This window comes from Thermus composti (assembly GCF_014647535.1).
GTDB lineage: Bacteria > Deinococcota > Deinococci > Deinococcales > Thermaceae > Thermus > Thermus composti.
In genome coordinates this window covers 25,839-41,678 of record NZ_BMPJ01000012.1, presented here as the reverse complement: position 1 = coordinate 41,678, position 15,840 = coordinate 25,839, and the positions used below count along the sequence as shown (strand labels likewise).

Sequence of the window (15,840 nt, the reverse complement as noted above, 5' to 3'; positions counted from 1 at the left end):
AAACGGGGGGGTCAGGGGAGGAGCCCCGGCCAGGAGGTGGCGAGGCGCATGAGGGCTGTCCAGGGGAGGAGGGCCCACCAGGAGAGGTTGAGGGCAAGGAGAAGGACTGCCCCCGGCAGGCGGAGGCGCCAGGCGGCTACCCCTGCCCCGTAGACCAGGACGGGCAGGAGGACGGGCAGGTAGCGGGGGGAGATGGGCTGGAAACCCAGGGCGAAGAGGAGGCCCACGGCCAGGACAAAGGGGAGGAGGGCCTGGCGCTCCAGGAGGAGGCCCAGGAGGGCCAGGCCCCAGAAGAGTGCCCCCAAGGGGAGGAAGAGGGGGTCGGGCACCTCCCAAAAGAGGGCCAGCACCTCCTTCAGGCGGCTGGCGGGCTCCCCGTTCCAGTAGGCCACCTGGTGCACCCGGCCCACCTGCCCCAGGAGGGCGGGCACCCAGGGGAGGAAGGCCAGGGGAGGGAGGAGGGCCCTCCTCCCGAAGGGAAGCCCCAGGGAGAGGGCCACCGCCCCCGCCAGGTAGTGGGTCCAGAGGGCCAGGGCCGTGGCCCCGGCCCAGAGGGGGAAGCTCCTTCGCTTGGCCCCCAGGAGGGCGGCGGCCACCAGCAGGGCGGCCAGGGGGTACATGCGGAACTCCGTGTCCTGGAGGAGGGCCTGGGGCAGAAAGGCCCAAAGGCTCCCCCCCAGGAGGGCCAGGGGGGCGGGGAGGCCCTGGGCCCTCAGGGAGAAGAAAAGAAGGGGGGCCACGGCGCTTCCCAGGAGGACGGGGAGGAGGCGGAGGGGTACCTCCCCCTCCACCCCGAAAAGCCCCAGGAAGCTGGCCCAGGCCCCCAGGACCAGGTAGCCCAGGGGGGGGGGTGGAAGTCCTCCGTCCGCAAGGCCTGAAGGAGCTGGCCGGGGGGCAGGGTGCCCACCTCCAGGGTCCAGTCTTCGTCGAACCAGAAGGGGGGGTTCTCCTGGAGCAGGAGCCCTCGAGGGAGGAGGGCCAGGAGGAAGAGGAGGAGGGCGAGGGTGCGGTCGGTCATGGCCTCACCCAGAGGAGGAGGATCTGCCCCTGCTCGCCCAGGAGGCGGGCCCTTTCCCGCAGGAGGGGGAGGAGGTGGGGATGCTCCCCGGCGGCGATCCGTAGGGAGTTCAGACCGATCACCAGGTAGCCTTCTCGGAGGGAGCCTGGGTCCCCGTCCCAGAGGGAAACCTGGCAGGGACGGCACACGTGTTTGAGGACGCCTCCCAGCGGCTTGCTGCTGGCGGTCACTTTTCTCGGGGCGAGGTTCAGGGGGAGGGCCAGGAGGGAAGGCGAGCGGAAGGCCAGGTAGTCCCGGGTGGTGAGGGGAAGGGCCAGGGACCAGGCCAGGAGGGGAACGCCGAGGAGCAGGAAAGCGGTGCGCCAGGGGAGGAGGGAAAGGCCTAGGGCAGCGGTGGCCAGGATTAGGGGAAGGGGCAGGGTCACGTAGCGCACGCTGTAGGCGTTGAACCCCGTGGCCGCGGGGAGGAGGAGGAGCCAAAGCCCCAGGAAGAGGAGGAGGGTGAGCCCGGGGAGGCGGCCTTTGGGGTGGAGGGCTGCCAGCAGGCCGAGGAGCCAGAGCCCGGCCCCCACGGCCACCAGGGCGGGTTCGGGGCTGTGGGAGAAGGCGGCCATCTGGGCCAGGGCTTTCTCCGGCAGGCCGTTGAAGGGGCTCTTGTCGGGGAGGCCGGCCGCCTGAAGGGGCACCGCGTGGAGGCCCCAGGGGAGGAAGAGGAGGTAGGGGAGGAGGCCTTTTGCGCCGAAGGAAAGGGCGGGAAGGAGGAGGAGGGGGAGGGCCAGGTAGTGGGCGTGGAAGGCCAAGGCCGCGGCCAGGGCGAAGCCCCAGTAGCGCCCCCTGGCCCAAAGGAGGAGGGCGAGGGCTGCCAGGAAGGCCGCCGGCGGGTAGACGTGGACCTCCGCCTCCCGCATGAGGGCCGCTGGGGCCAGGGCGTAGAGGAGGCCCGCGCCCAGGGCGGCGGGCCAGGAGGCGCCCAAGGCCCCGGCCAGGAGGGCGGTGAGGCCGGAGGTGCCCGCTCCCAGGAGGGCGGAGAGGATCCGGAGGCCCCTTTCCACCCCGGGATCGCGGTGGGTCAGGGGATCCTCCAGGCCCAAGGCCTCGGCCCAGAGGCGGTAGAGGGCGTAGGAGAGCGGGGGGTGGCTGTCCTCTCCCACCAGGCGGGAAAGGGCGGCTTCCGGGGAAAGGCGGAAGGCGGCGAAGTTGGCGGTCCACACCTCGTCGTACCAGAAGGGAAGTTCCAGGCCCACCAGCCCCAGGCGGAGGAGCAGGCCCAGGAGGAAGGGGAGGACGAAGAGGAGGAGGGGCCTCATCCCGCCCTCCCCCAGGCCCAGCGGAGGGCCCTTTCCGCCAGGAGGAAGAGGCCCAGGAGGAGGAGGGTGGCGGCGAAGGGGGGTAGGCGCACCCCCAGGGGCCAGGCCACCAGGAGGACCAGGGGCACCGCCAGGCCCGGCCCCTTGAGGAAGGCGGCGTAGGCGGGGCCGAGGCGGGCTCCCATCCTCCCGGCGGCCAGCCAGTAGAGGCCGTAGGGCAGGAGGAGGACCAGGAGGGGCAGGTAGGCTTCTCCCCGCGCCCCCAGGCCGCCCAGGACCCCCAGGCGGCCCGGGAGGGGAAGCCGCCGCCCCAAGGGGTGGAGGAGGAGGGGGAAGGCGTAGTAGAGCCCGAGGAGGAGGGGCAGCCACTCCCGGGCCTGGCCAAAGGCCAGGGAGAGGCCCAGGGAGGGGGCGAGGAGGGTGAGGAGGGGGTAGAAGGCTTCCGTCACGGCTGTTTCTCCCAAAGGTAGAGGGGGACGAGCCCCCGGTCCAAGACCCTGAGCTCTCCCCGGGCGTGAGCCTCGTCCAGGAGCCTTTGCAGCAGCACCTGCTCCTCCGAGGCCCAGCCCGGGTACTGGAGGAGGACCAGTACCCCCTTCCGGTTGAAAGGGGGGTGCTTGGGGTCCTCCGGGGTTACCGGGCGCAGCTCGCTTTCCGAGCGCCAGTAGTACCGGAGGGAGATGAGCCGGCCCCGCTCGTCCCCGAGCACGGTGAAGGGGCCCACCCGCCTTTCCAGGGCGGCCAGGATCTCCGCTTTGCGGCGGAAGCCCTCGTTGGGGGGGCCGGGGTGGTCCTCCCCCCGGAGGAGGAGGCCCAGGTAGGCCACGCCCAGGGCCAGGAGGAGGAGGGCCTGGGTTCTCCGGGAGAGGGCGGAGGCGGCGAGGCCCAAGGCGGCGGCCATGGGGGGGACGAAGGCCCCCACGTAGCGCAGGCTCGCGGTGTTGAGGAGGAGGCTCGCGGCCCACCAGAGGAGCACCCCCAGGAAGGGGAGGAGGACCAGGGCCCCCTCCCTCCTCCCCCGCAGCCGCCAGGCCCCGTAGAGGACCACCCCCAGGAGGAGGAGGCCGAAGGCGTCCGGGTTCCCCAGGCGGTAGAGGGGCTCCAGGGCCAAGACCGGGTCGGGCCGGATGGCGGTCATGGCCATCCCTCCCCTTAGCTGCCCCAGGAGGGCAGGCATCCAGGGGAGGAAGAGGAGGAGGGGGAGGAAGTGGAGGAGGGCCCGGGCCTTGTTCTTGGCCTCGAGGAGGAGGAAGAGGTAGAGGGGGAGGAGGAGGAAGGGGGCCAGGTAGTGGGTCCAGAGGGCCCCCAGGCCCGCCCAGACGGCCAGGGGCAGGTGGCGCCGCACCGCCCCCAGGGGTGCTCCCCTTCAATCACCACCCGGGGGTAGCGGTAGAGCTCCCTGCCGATGCCCCACGCCACCGCCGCCCGCTTGAGCGCCCCGGAGATGCCCCCCTTGAAGGGCTCCATGTCCGTGGCCCCGGAGCCGTCCTGCTTCTCCACCCACTCCCCGGTCTCGGGGTTCTTGATGGCGATGCTGGCGATGACCCCGTGCTCCTCCCCCACCTGGGCCGGGGTGTAGCGCACCTGCCACCCGAAGGGCCCGAAGGCCTCGTCAAGCCGGGCCATGACCGCCCGGGCGTCGATGAAGGGGGCGATGGTGGTCTGCCCGTTCTTGGTGCTGATCACCTTCCACTCGATCTCCTCCGCCGTGAGGGGCCGGGTGAGCCTGGCAATCGCTTCCGCTACCGTCATCCTTCACCTGGTCAAGCAGAGCGCACATTAGCGCACTCCGGCCCTCCACCAGGATGGGGACCTAAGCCTCCCTTCCACCCCTCCCACGATCCCCCAAAGAGGATGGGCTTGAGGGGAGAGAGGTCCCTCGGCACCTCGCGCCCGAGGAGGGGAAGGAAGGTGCCTGCCCTCAGGACCCTCCAGGGATTGCCGCCAAGAAGGTTCCTTCCCTCGGTGGACCCCTCTTGGCTCCCCGGCGAGCCCTGAAGGCTTGAAAGCAAGGAGAGGTGGCGCTTCGCCTTCCCGATCTCCCGGGAAAGCCTGCGCCTGAGGTAGGGGTTGGGCTCCGCGCTTCTCTTCGCGCGGAGTTCCTGCACCCTGGAGGCGTAGAAGCCCTGGACGTGGTCCCTGAAGCGTTCGTCCCGGAGAAGCTTCCCGTAGCCTTTGGGGAGCTTCTCCTTGAACCCTAAGGCTCTCCTTCCGATCACGTACGCGGCGGCCACGTCCTTGGACAGGGAAAGCTGCGGGGCGTACTTGAGCATCCCGATGGTGGAGGTGTCCTGGGGGTTCACCTCCACGACTTGGACACCTTTCTTCCTCGCCAACGAGTGGACCTTCCGGAGGAGGGAGGCGTAGGCGAAGCGGTGAGTCTTCCTCCTGAAGGCCCTCCCCGAGCCGTCCCCTCTCCTCCCCTTGGGGAGGTGCTTCAGGCGTTCCGTGGCGATGGCCACACCGTGTTCCAGAGCCAGAGAAACTACCTGGTGCGCCACCTTCCAGAGGAGGAGTTCCTTAGCTCCTTTGTTCGGGGCCTGGTCCACCTCCTCCAGGGAGAGGGTGAGGTAACGCCTCAGGTTCCCGTCAGGAGAAACGAGGGCTAAAGCGAGGTGGTAGGGGTCGGCGTTGATGTCTATGCCCAGAACCCCGTTCTCCTTCGTGGCCACGAGGGGAGCGGGCTCTTCCTCCCAGGTGAAGGTGGCGTGGACCTTGCCGTCCTTGAGGGAGAGCTCCACGTTGTAGGGGAGGGAGGCGTGGACACGCTCCACCAGGGCATTCAGGTTCGGGTGAGAAGTCTTCACCAGGGCGTGGGCGTAGCTTCCGTCTCCTAGGTTGATCCGGAGCCACAGGGCTCCTTCCTTGACGAGGAACCTCAGGTTGAGGTTGCCCCCCTTGGTCTTGTCTCCCCGGGAGTAGAGGAGGCCCTGGCGCTTCTCCTTCCACTCCCGCTTGAGCTCCTTCAGGGGCTTCCCGGAGAGGTGTCTGCGCTTGAGCTGCTCAAAAAGCCCTCTTCCCCCGAACACCACCTTGCGCGGGTCTTCGCCCAGTTCCCGGGCGGAGTCCAGGAGGGCTTGAGCCTTCATCACCGCATCGTCGGCGTAGCGGGTGTTCAGACAAAAGAGAACGCACAGGGGGCCATTTTCCCGCTTGAGGGCTTCCCGGCTCCATCCCTCAAGCAAGCGATTGTAGGCGTACCGCACGGCCGCCGAGAAGCGGCGCATGAGGTCCAGGGTGGCCTTGTGGTCTTCTCCAGAAGGGAAGACAAGGAGGGCGTGGACTCCGGTGAAGGCTTTCGCCCTCTTCTGCGAGGTACGCTTGCGCGCGGCTTTAGGCTTGGCCTTCACCTGGGGCCTCCTGTGGGGGAGTATAGCGCTTCGGGGCTTTTCGTATGTCGCGGGGGCTCGCTGGGGTGAGGTGGCGGGAAGCGGGGGCGTACGAGCGTTGGGGTGAAGTAATGTGCGCTATTTCCCAACTGTTTGCACCTCCTCCCCTTCAGGGCTCGCCTCGCCCGCCGTTCCCGCCGCTCCCGGGGGAAGGCCCCGGGGTGGAAGGGCGCCCGGAAGGACCGATCTTTGCGGATGGCCTCGAGGGCCAGGACCTGAAGCCTGGCGCGAAGGCTCATGCCGCCCTCCTCAAGTGGGCGAGGACGAAGGCCCCCTGGACGAAGAGCAGGACCGGGACGCCCCAGGCCAGGGGCAACGGGGCCCCCTCCTGCCACCGAAGGACGAGCCAGTAAGCGGCCAGAATGTTCCCCAAACCCGCCAAGTGCCTGACAAGCCTCCACATGGTTCCCTCCAAACGAAGCCGAGGGGCGGGTTCTCCCCGCCCCCCTGCCCTTCTTCGCCCTAGGCCACCGGGCGCTCCGCCGCCCGCGCTTCCGTCCGGGCCTGAGCCCGCTCCCGCTTCTCCCGGAGCCAGAGGGAGAGGACCACGGCCACCTGGTGCTTGCAGGGCCGGGTCTTCCCCTGGGCGTAGGCCGGGCAGGTGCAGGTCTCGGCCTCGAGGTCCACGAGGTAGCGCTTCCCCGGCTGGCTCTCGCTCTCCACCACGAAGAGCCCGTCCATCCCCGCCACGGGGTGGACCTTCCCGAGGAGCGCCTTGGCCTTCTCCAGCTTGCCCAGGGTCTGGAAGAGCCTTTCCTTTAGAGGCATCGTCTACCTCCTTCGCTGCTTCCCGTGGGGCCGCTAGGCCCCCAGGCCCTCGGTCTTAGCTACACGAGGGGGCAAAGGGGGGTAGGCGTGTAGCTAAGACCCCTCAGAACGGTAGCTCCTCAAACCCCCACACCTCGCTCTCCGCCGCCCTCCTGGCCTCCTCGGGAGGAAGGCCGCTTCCCCTCGCCTTCCGGTAGGCCCGGACCCATTCCGCCAAGAACTCTGTCGCACGCCCATCCTGGGGCTCGGGGCCGGAGATCTCCTCCAAGAGCTCGGGGAGTGTCCCGAGCCCCTCGCACTCGGGGCACTCCGTTTCGCTCCCCGGCACGGGCTGGAAGGCGAACCACTCCGTGGGGACGAAGCCCTCTCCCCCGCACACCGCGCACGGCACCTTTCGTTTGCTCTTCACCCGCACCACCGCTTGCTTCATGGCAAAAAGCTCGGCGGGGGCGGGTCTTCCCCGCCCCCCTGGCCCTTGTCTTGGCTACAAGGTTCCTGCAAAAAGGGAAACCGTGTAGCTAAGACAACACCTTCTCCCCCACCGCGAAGCCCTCCTCTCTAAGCCGCCTTCTGCGCCTCCTTCAGGAGGGCGAGGAAGGCCTCGAGGGCCCCCTCCCCGGCGGGCGGGACCCTCCTCTTCCACTCCAGGAAAGCCTTCCCGAGGGCGGGGAGGTTCTCGGGGAAGAGCTCGTAAGAGCCCTCCTTGTCCCCCGCCCACCCGGGGCCTCCCGAGTCGGGCCCCGCCTCGAGGACGAAGCCGTCCAGCACGCGGGCCAGAAGCCAAACCTCCTCCTGGGGCTCGGTGATCTCCACCGCGAGGTAGCCCTCCTCGTCCTGGTAGACCTCCACCCGCTCCGGGAGGTCCTCAATCTCCTCCAAAAGCTCCCGCACAGCCTCCCGGTCCAGGGCGGGCTTTCCGAGGATGGCGCACGCGTAGGCCGAGTAGTTCATCCCACCACCTCCACGGGGCTTTAGGGGGGCTTTGGCCCCCCCTGCCCTCTAGAACAGGTCCTCGCTCGGCGTTCCCTCCGCCCCTTCTGCCTTCTTGGGCCGCACCAGGAGGGCGAAGTCGTCCAGGACCAGGGTGAGCCGGGTCTTCTTCCCGTCCTTCCCCTCGTAGGTCTCCGTCTGGAGCCTGCCCTCCAGGTGGGCGTAGGTCCCCTTGGGCGGGTCCATCTCCGCCAGGGCCTCGGCGAGGCCGTTGAAGGCCAGGACCTCAACGAAGACCGTCTCGTCTTCCTTCCGCCGCCCCTGCACGGCCACGGAGGTCTTCCAGATCGCCACGCCCTGGTTGGTGTAGACCAGCTCAGGCTTCCTCGCCAGGTACGCCTTCAGAGTCGCCTTCATCTTTCCTCCTTTCGCCGGGCCTCCGGGGGGGCTTTAGCCCCCCCTGCCCTTTAGCGCCTGACCAGGTAGTAGCTCCCCGTGGGGCTCCGCTTCAGCCCCTCCTCCTTGAGCCAGACCTTCAGGGCCTCCTTCACCTCTTCAAGTGGCCGGGAAAGCTCCCCCTCCCAGTCCTCCTCCGCCTGGAGGAGGTTGAGGAGGGCCACGGCCTGCTCGGGGGTGAGCCTGAGCTCGTTCATCGTTCACCTCCCGCCCTCTTCCCGTGGGGCCTTCAGGCCCCCAGGCCCTCCTCCTCGTCCACCTCCGGGGAGAAGTTGTTCTCCCGGGCGGCCTGGAAGATGGCCTCGAGGGCCTCCCGGTCGGTGAGGAGCCCCCTGAGCCAGTCCTCGAGGACTGCCTGGGTCTCCTCGGCGAAGGCAGAGGCGTCCCAGCAACCGCCTTTCACCTCTCTCCTCCTTTCCGTCCTTTCCCGTGGGGCCTCGAGGCCCCCAGGCTCCCGGTCTTAGCTACACGAAGGGGAAAGGGGAGGGAGCGTGTAGCTAAGACAGCCCCCTCCCCTCCTCCAGGCCCCCTACTCCAGGAAGTCCTCCAGGGAGACCTCCTCCCTGCGGAGGACCTCGTAGCCGTAGTCCTGCTCTTCCAAGACCTCCACCACTACCCGGCCCGCCTCCAGGTCCAGGGTGAAGGCCCCTGGCCCGTCCGCCCACCGGGCGGTGGCCTCGAGGAGGAGGGCCGCCACCTCCTCGTCGTAGAAGTCCTGGAGGGGCCTTCCTTGGCTTCCGAAGAACCAGACCGCCTCCTGGCCCCAGGGGTCGGGCTCCACCACGCCTTCCACCCGGGCCACGCCGTCCGCCCTAAGCCTCTGGACCACCTCTTTAGCCGTCATAGGCGCGTCCACCTCTTTCGGTCCCCCCCGAGGGGCCGGAAGGCCCCCCTGCCCTGGGGGGCCCTCCCCTTCACCCTCGCCTGTAGAACCCCTCCCTGGCCCAGCGCCGGGGAAGCTCCTCCTGGGGGAGGTCCACCTCCCCGAGGACCCGGTACGGCCCCCGGAAGGGCCAGGGGAAGAGGCCTTCCCGGTCCATGCGCTCCCGGGCCTGGAGCCAGTCGGAAAGCCCCGTGTCGTCCTCCTTCCACCGCTCCAGGAGGAAGCGCCTCCCCCGGGCGTCCTCCACCTCCAGAAGCCGCACTTCGAGGAGCCCGTAGAGGTCCACGGGGAGGGCCAGGACACTCTCCACCAGGAGGGCGGCCTCCGCCCAGTCGGCGAGGGGCGCGTCCGAGGCCACCTGGACGAGGTCCCCCAGGTGGAGCTTGGCAAGGAGCAAAAAGGTCCGCACGGCGAGGTCGTAGGGGCGCTTACTTTCCCGGTCGGGCCCCGTCTTGCAAAACCCGAAGGACCACTCCCTCTCCTCCCACCAGGGGAAGACGAAGCTCTCGTAGTCCTCCGGGGCGGGGCCGTTGAAGGCCACCTCGGGGGGATACAGGACTGGCCCCCCCGTCCCGTCCGGCCCCGCTAGGGGAGGAAGGTGGGGAAGGAGCCGGGCGAAGTCCTCGAGGATCGTCCCGAGCCTCTTCTCCACCGCCTCCCTGCCGGTTGTCCTCAGGTACCAGTAGTGCGTGTGTCCCACGTCAAACCTCCCCGAAGAGCTCCCTCAGCGCCGCCGCCGAGTTGTCCTCGTAGGGGGCCTTGAGCCTGGCCTCGAGGGCGTAGAGCCGGGAGGCCAGCCCTCTGAGCCCTTCCACCGCCTCCTTCACCTCCCGGGCCACCCGCTCCGCCTCCAGGGGGTGCTCGGAGAGGAAGGCGTGGAGGTCTTCGGCGTAGAGGGCGAGGGCCCGGGCCGCCTGGGCCATCTCCTCCAGGTGCTTCCTCGTCCGCCGCATCTCCCACCTCCGCCCGGGCGCGAGGGGGGCCACCCGGCCCCCCCTGGCCCTAGGCCACCTCCAGGACCACCCACCCGGCCCGGCTCGGCACGAAGACCTTCTCCCCCGGAAGGGGGTGGACCTCCAGGACCTCCACGTGGCCCAGGGCCTCGAGGTCCTCCAGGTCCACCCACCCCTCTTCCACCAGCCGGGGGTGGACATAGGCCCCGTGCCGCCGGATGAGGCCCTCCAGGGCCCGGTCCGAGAGCCTGGCCTTGGGAACGCCGTCCGTGTTGGGCAGGAGCGCGACCATCTTGCACCTCCTGCCCCTGGCCGTGGGGCCGCTAGGCCCCCAGGCCCTCTTCCCTGTACGCCACCCGCACCCGCTCCGGGCTCACCAGGACGAGGCCGCTCTTCCCCGGAGCGAAGGCCCGCACCACCTCTTCCGCGAGCTCCATGAGGAGGGCGTGGTCCTGGGGCCGGGGCCTTCCAGCCACCTTCACGGGCCTCCCCTCCTCAAAGACCACGGCGAAGCTCCCGCTCACTCGGGCAAACCGCTTTAGCGCTTCCATAGCGGCCTTCCCCGAGGGGCCGGAAGGCCCCCCCGCTCAGAGGCGGTAGAGGACCACCCGGGCACCCTCCGGGCCCAGGGCCTCCTCCATGGCCTCGGTCAGCGAAGCTACCTTGAGGACCACCCCGGGCTTAAGCCCTCCGAGGCCGATGCCCGGGGATGACACAACCGGTGGCACAACTGGTGGCACAGGTGTGTCAAGCCTCTCCCGGGTCAGGGAGGCCACCTCGAGGGGCGCTCGGGCCAGGGTCTATCCACCACGAGGTTTTGCCACCCCCTGGGGGATGAGCGCTACAGAGTTTTGCCACCCCCCTTGGGTGCCCACCACGGAGTTTTGCCACCCCCCTGGGTCTGCTCACCACGAAGTTTTGCTACCCCCCCAAGGGGTAGCACTACCGGGTTTTGCCACCCCCGGGGGGACGAGCGCTACAGAGTTTTGCCACCCCCCGGGGGGCAGGCACAACAAGGGAGAGGGAAAGTCGGGGAAGAGGGGGTTGTCGGGCAACCTTCGTTGCCAAAAGAGAGCGTTCGGGGCAAACCGAAAACCCCGGAAGGAGAAGGTGGTCCCCCCGGGGCAAAGAAGGGTGTCTACCCGATGACCGGGGTCCGGTAGACGGGCTCCCCGGTGGCAGGGTCGCGGTAGACGGCGATCGCCCTGCCCCGCCCTACCTGGTCCAGGTGGTACTTGGCCTTGCGGAGGGTGGCGATGGCCTCAAGCTCCGCCAACAGGCCCTTCAGGTGGGCGTCCGCCTCGGCCACCGCCTCCACGTGGCGGCGCACCTCGTGGACCTTCCAGGAGGGCTCCTTCACGAGCTCCTGCAGGAGGCCGACGGCCATGACGGCCTTCATCGCCTCCCTGGAGAGGCCCTGCCGCACCTCCCACCCGATAGGGCTCTTCACGGCCACCACCTGGCCCTTCTCGCGGTCCACCAGGGCGGAGATGGACCGCACCCTCTCCACGAAAGCCTTCTCCCTGGCGGGGAGGGTGTCCACCAGGGCCTGGAAGCTCCTCAAGGTGCCGTCCCAACCCAGGAGCCTGAGCCTGGCCTCCAGGTCCTCGGGGATGAGGTCTTCACGCCGGAAGTGGGGGTTGTCCTCGTGTTCCAGGGCCTCCTCGAGGGGGCTCGCGCCCTCCTCGTACTCCACCCCGGAGAGGAACTTCTCCACCCACTTGGCGGCGTCCTCCACCCGCTTGTCCCGGAAGCCCCAATGCTTCTCCTCCCTCGGGGTAAAGTCGTACACCTCCACGGCGTACCTCACCCCCTCGGGGGACTCCCAGGTCATGGGCTTCCGCTCCTCCTTGGCCTTGCCCTTGCCGTGCCGCACGAGCAAGGTGGAGGGCGCTTCCTCCTTCAGCCGCTCCCGGAGGCGGGCCAGGGCCACCTTGACCGCGGCCACGAAGGGGGCGGGCATGTCCCGGGTGTCCACCAGGACGTAGCCCTCCTTCGCCGCCTTGGTCATCAGATCCCTCACGCTCCCGTCCTCCTTCCAGAGCCGCCGAAGGGCCTCGAGGGCCTCCTCCACCGAAGCCGCCTGAGCCTGAGCCGCGAAGTAGAGGCTCCGCACGCTGACCTTGACCATCTTGTACCTCCAACCTCATGCTACCTATCTCTGCCGCGTTTAGCAATAGAAGAAACCTTGGAGGGATAAGGGCGTCCCCCCAAGGCGAGGTGCAGGGTGCCGAAGCCGCCTAGACCGCTTGGGTCCTCGTCATGGCCTCCTTCAGGGCCGCTTCAAGCTCCTCAAGCTCCTCTTCCTCCAAGCCGCCCTCTAGGAAGCGCTCCAAGAGCTCCGCCTCCTTCTCGCCCAGCTTCCGCCGGAGGCCATAGCGCTCGATGGCCTCCTCCAGGGCTTCAAAGGCGCGGGCCCTCTCCTCCTCGCGCTCCCAGGGGTCGTGGCCCACGAACTCCTCCAGCCGGGTGCCCTCTTCGGTGGTGTCGTCCAGGCTGAGGATGGCCTCGGCCTCCGCCACGGCCAAGGCCTCCTCCACCACCTCCAAGGGGATCCCGAGCCTCTCGGCGACCTCCTCCGGCGTGGGTGCACGCCCGAGCTCCGCCTGAAGCCCTTCCGTGGCCCGCTTGACCCTGGCCACGAGCCGGGAGTTCGTGTACCCCACCCCCCGGTTCCGGTAGAACCACTCCCGCACGGCGCGGTCAGCCTCCACCATCACCCAGAAGGTGAGGTTCTTGGAGGGGGAGGGGAGCTTCCGCTCGCCCGTCCGCCAGGCCTTGAGGGAGCTGTGAACCTTGAGGGCCACCTCCTGGGCGAGGTCCAGGGCCTCGTCCCCGAGGAGGTGGAACCGGGAGAAGCCCTCCTTGAGGGCCAGGGCGTAGTAGTGCCGCCCCAGCGCCTCGTAGTCCTCCCCCGCGAACGCCCTCATGACCTGCTCCCTGCTGGCCAAAGGCCGGATGCCTTCCGCCATGAGCCGGATGCTGTCGGTACGCATTTTGTACCTCCACCCTCATGGTACTCTTTCAGGTGGAGGTAAGCAAGCGCATGTGGTTGGCTCTTGCGGCGAAGGGCCTCCCTGGGCTAAGATGAAAGAGCCGGGCCGCCTAGCCGGCTGTCGGCCATTTTGTACCTCCACCGAGTAGGCCCCTGGCCCTCCGCCGGGGGCCGAAAGGTTTTACCTTCCCCGCCTCAGGCGGCGCACCTCCTCCCGGAGCCTCCGCAACTCGTCCTGAGTGCTCGACAGGGGTCCCGGGGGGAAGAAGAGGTGGGGGCTGAAGAGGAGGCTCCTCAGGATAAAAAGGGAAAGCAGGATCACCCCAGCGAGGTAGAAGGCCTGGGTCCCTCCCCCGGCGAGGTCCAGGAGCACCCCTCCGGCCACCATGAGCCAGAAGAGGCGGCTCCCCAGGACCTCCCTCAGGGCCTGCTGGGCCAGGTTCTTGTTCTGCGCCCGAAGCATAGGTCCATTATCAAACAAAAACCCCGGAAGGATAAGGGCGTCCTTCCAGGGCAAAGAAGGGCGGAAGGCCTACTCCAGCACCACCTCGGGCTCGAAGCCCGCCCAGAGGGCCGCGGCCAGGACGTGCGAGGGGCTCACTCCCCGCACCCGAAGGGCCGGCTTGGGCCAGCCGTGGTCGGGGCGGATCACCGCCCGGCCCAGGCTCGCCCGCTCCAGCGCCTTACGGAAAGCTTCCTGGTGCCGCGTGTCCTTGAAGATCAACACCTTCTCTTCCATGGCAATTTAATGCTACCACTAAGGTCGCTTTCAGACAATAAGGTAGCTCTGTGCTATACTTGGGCCATGCTCGCCGAAGCCTTCCGCGAGTACGCGAGGCCCAAGGGGCAGGGCCGGGCCTACCTGGAGAACCTGGCGGGCTTCTTCCTGGCGGTGGCCCGGGACCAGGGGGAAGAGGAGCGGGTCCGCATGGTCATCGGCGAGGATCCCGTCCTCGGCCCCTACCTGGACGTGGACCTCCGGGACGCCCCCAGGACCCACGCCTGGCTCTCCGCCTTCCGGGAGGCGGCCAAGGAGGGCGCCGCCCTAGCCCTCCAGGAGAACGAGGACGGCACCGTGGACGCCACCGTCCTCCCTCCGAGGAAGGCCGAGGCGTGATATACTGACCTCGGAAGGCCGAAGCCTTCTCTTCCGTGGCACCCCGGGGCGCTGAGCTCCGGGGTTTGGGTTTTGGTGGCGCGTCTTAGCTACACGGGGAAGGCGTAGGGGGGGAGCGTGTAGCTAAGACCACCCCACCAGGAACCCCACGGCCACCAGGAGCCCCCCAAGGGCACCGCCACGTAGGAGGCCGTGAGGGCCGCCATCACCCTCCTCGCCCCCTCCCTCCACTCCGGGGGCAGGACCTCGAGGCCCCGCCGGTTGGCGTCCACTTCTAGGGGAAGGCTCGCGAGGAAGAGGCCATACCCCCCGGTGAGGAAGGCCGCCCCCAGGGGGCTCGGGCCCACCAGGAACCCGAGGACGAGAAGCCCAAGGGCCAGGGTCAGGGCCCCCTGCGCGGCCCGCACCATCTCGGGCCGTTCACGCCATTGGAGGGCGTGCCCCACCTCGTGAACGGCCACGGCCAGGTGGTAGACGCTCCTTCCCCCGTACACGGCCCGGGTCAGGTAGACGCTCCGCTCCGGGTAGCGCACGCCGTTCCTCCGGCCCACCCGCACCCGGAAGCCCGTTAGCCCCTTCCGCAAAACCTCCTCGGCGAAGGGGCCCGCCTCGAGGGGAACGGGGACGCCCCGGTAGCGAAGGACGGTGAACGCCAGGTAGACGGCGTACCCCGCCACCAGGGCGAGTCCGGTGAGGGCGAGGAGCGTGCCGTTCACCCGTTCACCACCTCCAGGAGCATGTTCCGGGCCAGGAGGACTCCCCCGTACACCAGGGCGGGAACGTCCATGCCCTGGACCCTGCCGCCCTCCCCCTCGAGGCCCTCCGCCAGGAGGAGCCCCAAGGGCAGGAGGAGCCCCGTCCACCCGTACACCCCCACCCCGGCGAGGCCCAGGGCGGCGTACCGCCACCTCCCGGGGAGGACCCCGGCCAGGACCACCCCCAGGGGGGCGAGCCACAGGCCCTGGAAGAGGAGGCCCCCGAAGAGGAAGGCGAGGAGGGCCGCGAAGCGCCATCCCCCGCCCCGTGCCCACAGGGCGAGGACCCCCTGCCCCACCCAGAGGGCGAGGAGGGGCGAGGCCCCCTTCATCCCCGCCGTGAGCCACCCGAGGCCGGAGAAGAAGGCCTCCCTCCACCCCACCCGCCTGGCGAAGAGGGCCCCGGTGAAGGGAGCCCCCCAGGGGCCTTCCAGTAGCCCCGCCAGGGCCCCCAAAAGCTCAGGCCGAAGCCCTCTCCGTCCTGCGGTAGACGCCATCCCTCGCTTCTACCAGGCCCCGGCTCACCAGGCGCTGGAGCCTCTTGGCCACCGTGGACTTGGGCCACCCGAGCTCCCGGGCGAGGGCGCTCGGTCCCTTGGGGACCTCGAGGGCCTCCAAAAGAGAGAGCTCCTCCTCCTCTAGGGGAACGGGGAGGGTGTTCTCCGTCTTCCCCTCCCTCCGGGGCCCCACGGCCCCGTTCACCTCCGGGGACTCCCCTACCGGGAAAGCGGCGGGCGCCCTGGCGTTTCCCGCCTCCTCCCCGTTCACGGCCTTCTTCGCCCTCACCCGGACCACCTCCTCCCTGTCCACGGCCTCGCCCCCCTTCTGGAGGGCACCCGTCTCCGCAAGGACCGGCTCCTCCGGGGCCTCCCTGTTCACCCGGGCGTCCACGCCCCGCTTCCGCTCCGCCAAGCCCAGGCTCATGGAGGTCAGGTTCCCCCAGAACACCACCCCGGCCCCGATGAGGCTCCCCCAGAGGGCCCACCTGCTTTCCAAGACCACCGAGGCGAAGGAGAGGTAGAAGGTGGCCACCTCCACGGCGAAGGCGATGAAGGGGGAGGCCCGCACCCCCTCGCCGTCAAAGCGGGCGTAGTAGTGCCGGAGGTGGGCGTAGCTCGCGGCCAGGGCCACGGCGTAGACCACCACGCCCACCACCGCCAGGAGCGGGAACTTCGCCATAGCCTCCCCCACCACTTTTCCCGTGATGAAGCCCACCACGGGCATGGCGGCGGCGGCGATGGCGGCCTGGGCGTAGACCGTGAGCACGGC

26 protein-coding genes are annotated in these 15,840 nt (G+C 69.4%); 1 reads left to right on the top strand and 25 read right to left on the bottom strand.

Annotated elements, in window-relative coordinates; translation table 11 throughout:
* Positions 1–11: 11 nt before the first annotated feature.
* The 22 genes from IEX93_RS06270 to IEX93_RS06165 all read right to left on the bottom strand — a co-directional run bounded on the left by IEX93_RS06270 (position 12) and on the right by IEX93_RS06165 (position 13,438).
* Positions 12–791 carry a hypothetical protein gene (locus tag IEX93_RS06270; RefSeq protein WP_188847374.1) on the bottom strand — a complete coding sequence of 260 codons (780 nt, stop codon included), beginning with the start codon at positions 789–791 and terminating at the stop codon, positions 12–14.
* Between the two features lie 223 nt (positions 792–1,014).
* Complete coding sequence (locus tag IEX93_RS06265; protein WP_014511369.1) at positions 1,015–2,325, bottom strand: hypothetical protein; 1,311 nt, start codon at positions 2,323–2,325, stop codon at positions 1,015–1,017.
* Complete coding sequence (locus IEX93_RS06260) at positions 2,322–2,774, bottom strand: hypothetical protein (RefSeq protein ID WP_014511370.1); 453 nt, start codon at positions 2,772–2,774, stop codon at positions 2,322–2,324. The genes IEX93_RS06265 and IEX93_RS06260 overlap by 4 nt, the downstream gene beginning before the upstream one ends.
* A 703-nt stretch (positions 2,775–3,477) precedes the next feature.
* A complete protein-coding gene (locus IEX93_RS06250) occupies positions 3,478–4,077 on the bottom strand; it encodes a Rad52/Rad22 family DNA repair protein (protein WP_229906108.1) in 600 nt (199 codons plus the stop codon).
* 11 nt (positions 4,078–4,088) lie between these two features.
* On the bottom strand, positions 4,089–5,675 hold the full coding sequence (locus IEX93_RS06245; protein WP_188847372.1) for an SSO2105 N-terminal domain-containing protein: 1,587 nt from the start codon (positions 5,673–5,675) through the stop codon (positions 4,089–4,091).
* 274 nt (positions 5,676–5,949) lie between these two features.
* Positions 5,950–6,117, bottom strand: a complete 168-nt coding sequence (locus IEX93_RS06240) for a hypothetical protein (RefSeq protein WP_188847371.1) — start codon at positions 6,115–6,117, stop codon at positions 5,950–5,952.
* A gap of 59 nt (positions 6,118–6,176) precedes the next feature.
* Positions 6,177–6,482 carry an SWIM zinc finger family protein gene (locus IEX93_RS06235; RefSeq protein WP_188847370.1) on the bottom strand — a complete coding sequence of 102 codons (306 nt, stop codon included), beginning with the start codon at positions 6,480–6,482 and terminating at the stop codon, positions 6,177–6,179.
* Positions 6,483–6,585: 103 nt separating this feature from the next.
* The gene (locus IEX93_RS06230) at positions 6,586–6,912 is read right to left on the bottom strand and encodes a zinc finger-like domain-containing protein (RefSeq protein ID WP_188847369.1); all 327 of its coding nucleotides are present in this window, start codon (positions 6,910–6,912) and stop codon (positions 6,586–6,588) included.
* Positions 6,913–7,040: 128 nt separating this feature from the next.
* The gene (locus IEX93_RS06225; protein WP_188847368.1) at positions 7,041–7,433 is read right to left on the bottom strand and encodes a hypothetical protein; all 393 of its coding nucleotides are present in this window, start codon (positions 7,431–7,433) and stop codon (positions 7,041–7,043) included.
* A 48-nt stretch (positions 7,434–7,481) separates the two neighbouring features.
* Complete coding sequence (locus IEX93_RS06220) at positions 7,482–7,829, bottom strand: single-stranded DNA-binding protein (protein ID WP_165740312.1); 348 nt, start codon at positions 7,827–7,829, stop codon at positions 7,482–7,484.
* A 50-nt stretch (positions 7,830–7,879) separates the two neighbouring features.
* On the bottom strand, positions 7,880–8,065 hold the full coding sequence (locus tag IEX93_RS06215) for a hypothetical protein (protein ID WP_188847367.1): 186 nt from the start codon (positions 8,063–8,065) through the stop codon (positions 7,880–7,882).
* 32 nt (positions 8,066–8,097) lie between these two features.
* A complete protein-coding gene (locus IEX93_RS06210) occupies positions 8,098–8,271 on the bottom strand; it encodes a hypothetical protein (protein WP_188847366.1) in 174 nt (57 codons plus the stop codon).
* A gap of 126 nt (positions 8,272–8,397) precedes the next feature.
* On the bottom strand, positions 8,398–8,712 hold the full coding sequence (locus IEX93_RS06205) for a hypothetical protein (protein ID WP_188847365.1): 315 nt from the start codon (positions 8,710–8,712) through the stop codon (positions 8,398–8,400).
* A gap of 70 nt (positions 8,713–8,782) precedes the next feature.
* Complete coding sequence (locus IEX93_RS06200; RefSeq protein ID WP_188847364.1) at positions 8,783–9,451, bottom strand: hypothetical protein; 669 nt, start codon at positions 9,449–9,451, stop codon at positions 8,783–8,785.
* A 1-nt stretch (position 9,452) separates the two neighbouring features.
* On the bottom strand, positions 9,453–9,704 hold the full coding sequence (locus tag IEX93_RS06195) for a hypothetical protein (RefSeq protein WP_188847363.1): 252 nt from the start codon (positions 9,702–9,704) through the stop codon (positions 9,453–9,455).
* Between the two features lie 49 nt (positions 9,705–9,753).
* A complete protein-coding gene (locus tag IEX93_RS06190; RefSeq protein ID WP_038043766.1) occupies positions 9,754–9,996 on the bottom strand; it encodes a hypothetical protein in 243 nt (80 codons plus the stop codon).
* 31 nt (positions 9,997–10,027) lie between these two features.
* Complete coding sequence (locus IEX93_RS06185; RefSeq protein ID WP_029765744.1) at positions 10,028–10,255, bottom strand: hypothetical protein; 228 nt, start codon at positions 10,253–10,255, stop codon at positions 10,028–10,030.
* Positions 10,256–10,291: 36 nt separating this feature from the next.
* Positions 10,292–10,420: a hypothetical protein gene (locus tag IEX93_RS11730; protein ID WP_268239047.1), complete on the bottom strand. Its 129-nt coding sequence runs from the start codon at positions 10,418–10,420 to the stop codon at positions 10,292–10,294.
* Positions 10,421–10,842: 422 nt separating this feature from the next.
* Positions 10,843–11,835 (bottom strand): hypothetical protein, encoded by a 993-nt coding sequence (locus IEX93_RS06180; protein ID WP_188847362.1) that lies wholly within the window; start codon positions 11,833–11,835, stop codon positions 10,843–10,845.
* Between the two features lie 109 nt (positions 11,836–11,944).
* Positions 11,945–12,700: a sigma-70 family RNA polymerase sigma factor gene (locus IEX93_RS06175; RefSeq protein ID WP_188847361.1), complete on the bottom strand. Its 756-nt coding sequence runs from the start codon at positions 12,698–12,700 to the stop codon at positions 11,945–11,947.
* A gap of 180 nt (positions 12,701–12,880) precedes the next feature.
* Positions 12,881–13,162 (bottom strand): hypothetical protein, encoded by a 282-nt coding sequence (locus tag IEX93_RS06170; protein ID WP_014511017.1) that lies wholly within the window; start codon positions 13,160–13,162, stop codon positions 12,881–12,883.
* Between the two features lie 69 nt (positions 13,163–13,231).
* On the bottom strand, positions 13,232–13,438 hold the full coding sequence (locus tag IEX93_RS06165; RefSeq protein WP_188847360.1) for a hypothetical protein: 207 nt from the start codon (positions 13,436–13,438) through the stop codon (positions 13,232–13,234).
* Between the two features lie 66 nt (positions 13,439–13,504).
* On the opposite strand from IEX93_RS06165, the gene IEX93_RS06160 reads away from it, so the two are divergent.
* Positions 13,505–13,816: a hypothetical protein gene (locus IEX93_RS06160; RefSeq protein WP_029765739.1), complete on the top strand. Its 312-nt coding sequence runs from the start codon at positions 13,505–13,507 to the stop codon at positions 13,814–13,816.
* Positions 13,817–13,905: 89 nt separating this feature from the next.
* Here the strand turns inward: IEX93_RS06160 and IEX93_RS06155 are convergent, their stop codons facing one another.
* From IEX93_RS06155 to IEX93_RS06145, 3 genes are read right to left on the bottom strand one after another with little or no spacing between them, the layout of a single operon-like run.
* Positions 13,906–14,532 (bottom strand): zinc metallopeptidase, encoded by a 627-nt coding sequence (locus IEX93_RS06155; protein ID WP_229906107.1) that lies wholly within the window; start codon positions 14,530–14,532, stop codon positions 13,906–13,908.
* On the bottom strand, positions 14,529–15,068 hold the full coding sequence (locus IEX93_RS06150) for a hypothetical protein (protein ID WP_188847359.1): 540 nt from the start codon (positions 15,066–15,068) through the stop codon (positions 14,529–14,531). The genes IEX93_RS06155 and IEX93_RS06150 overlap by 4 nt, the downstream gene beginning before the upstream one ends.
* Complete coding sequence (locus tag IEX93_RS06145) at positions 15,031–15,837, bottom strand: helix-turn-helix transcriptional regulator (protein ID WP_014632344.1); 807 nt, start codon at positions 15,835–15,837, stop codon at positions 15,031–15,033. Before IEX93_RS06145 ends, IEX93_RS06150 begins: the two co-directional genes overlap by 38 nt.
* Positions 15,838–15,840: the final 3 nt, after the last annotated feature.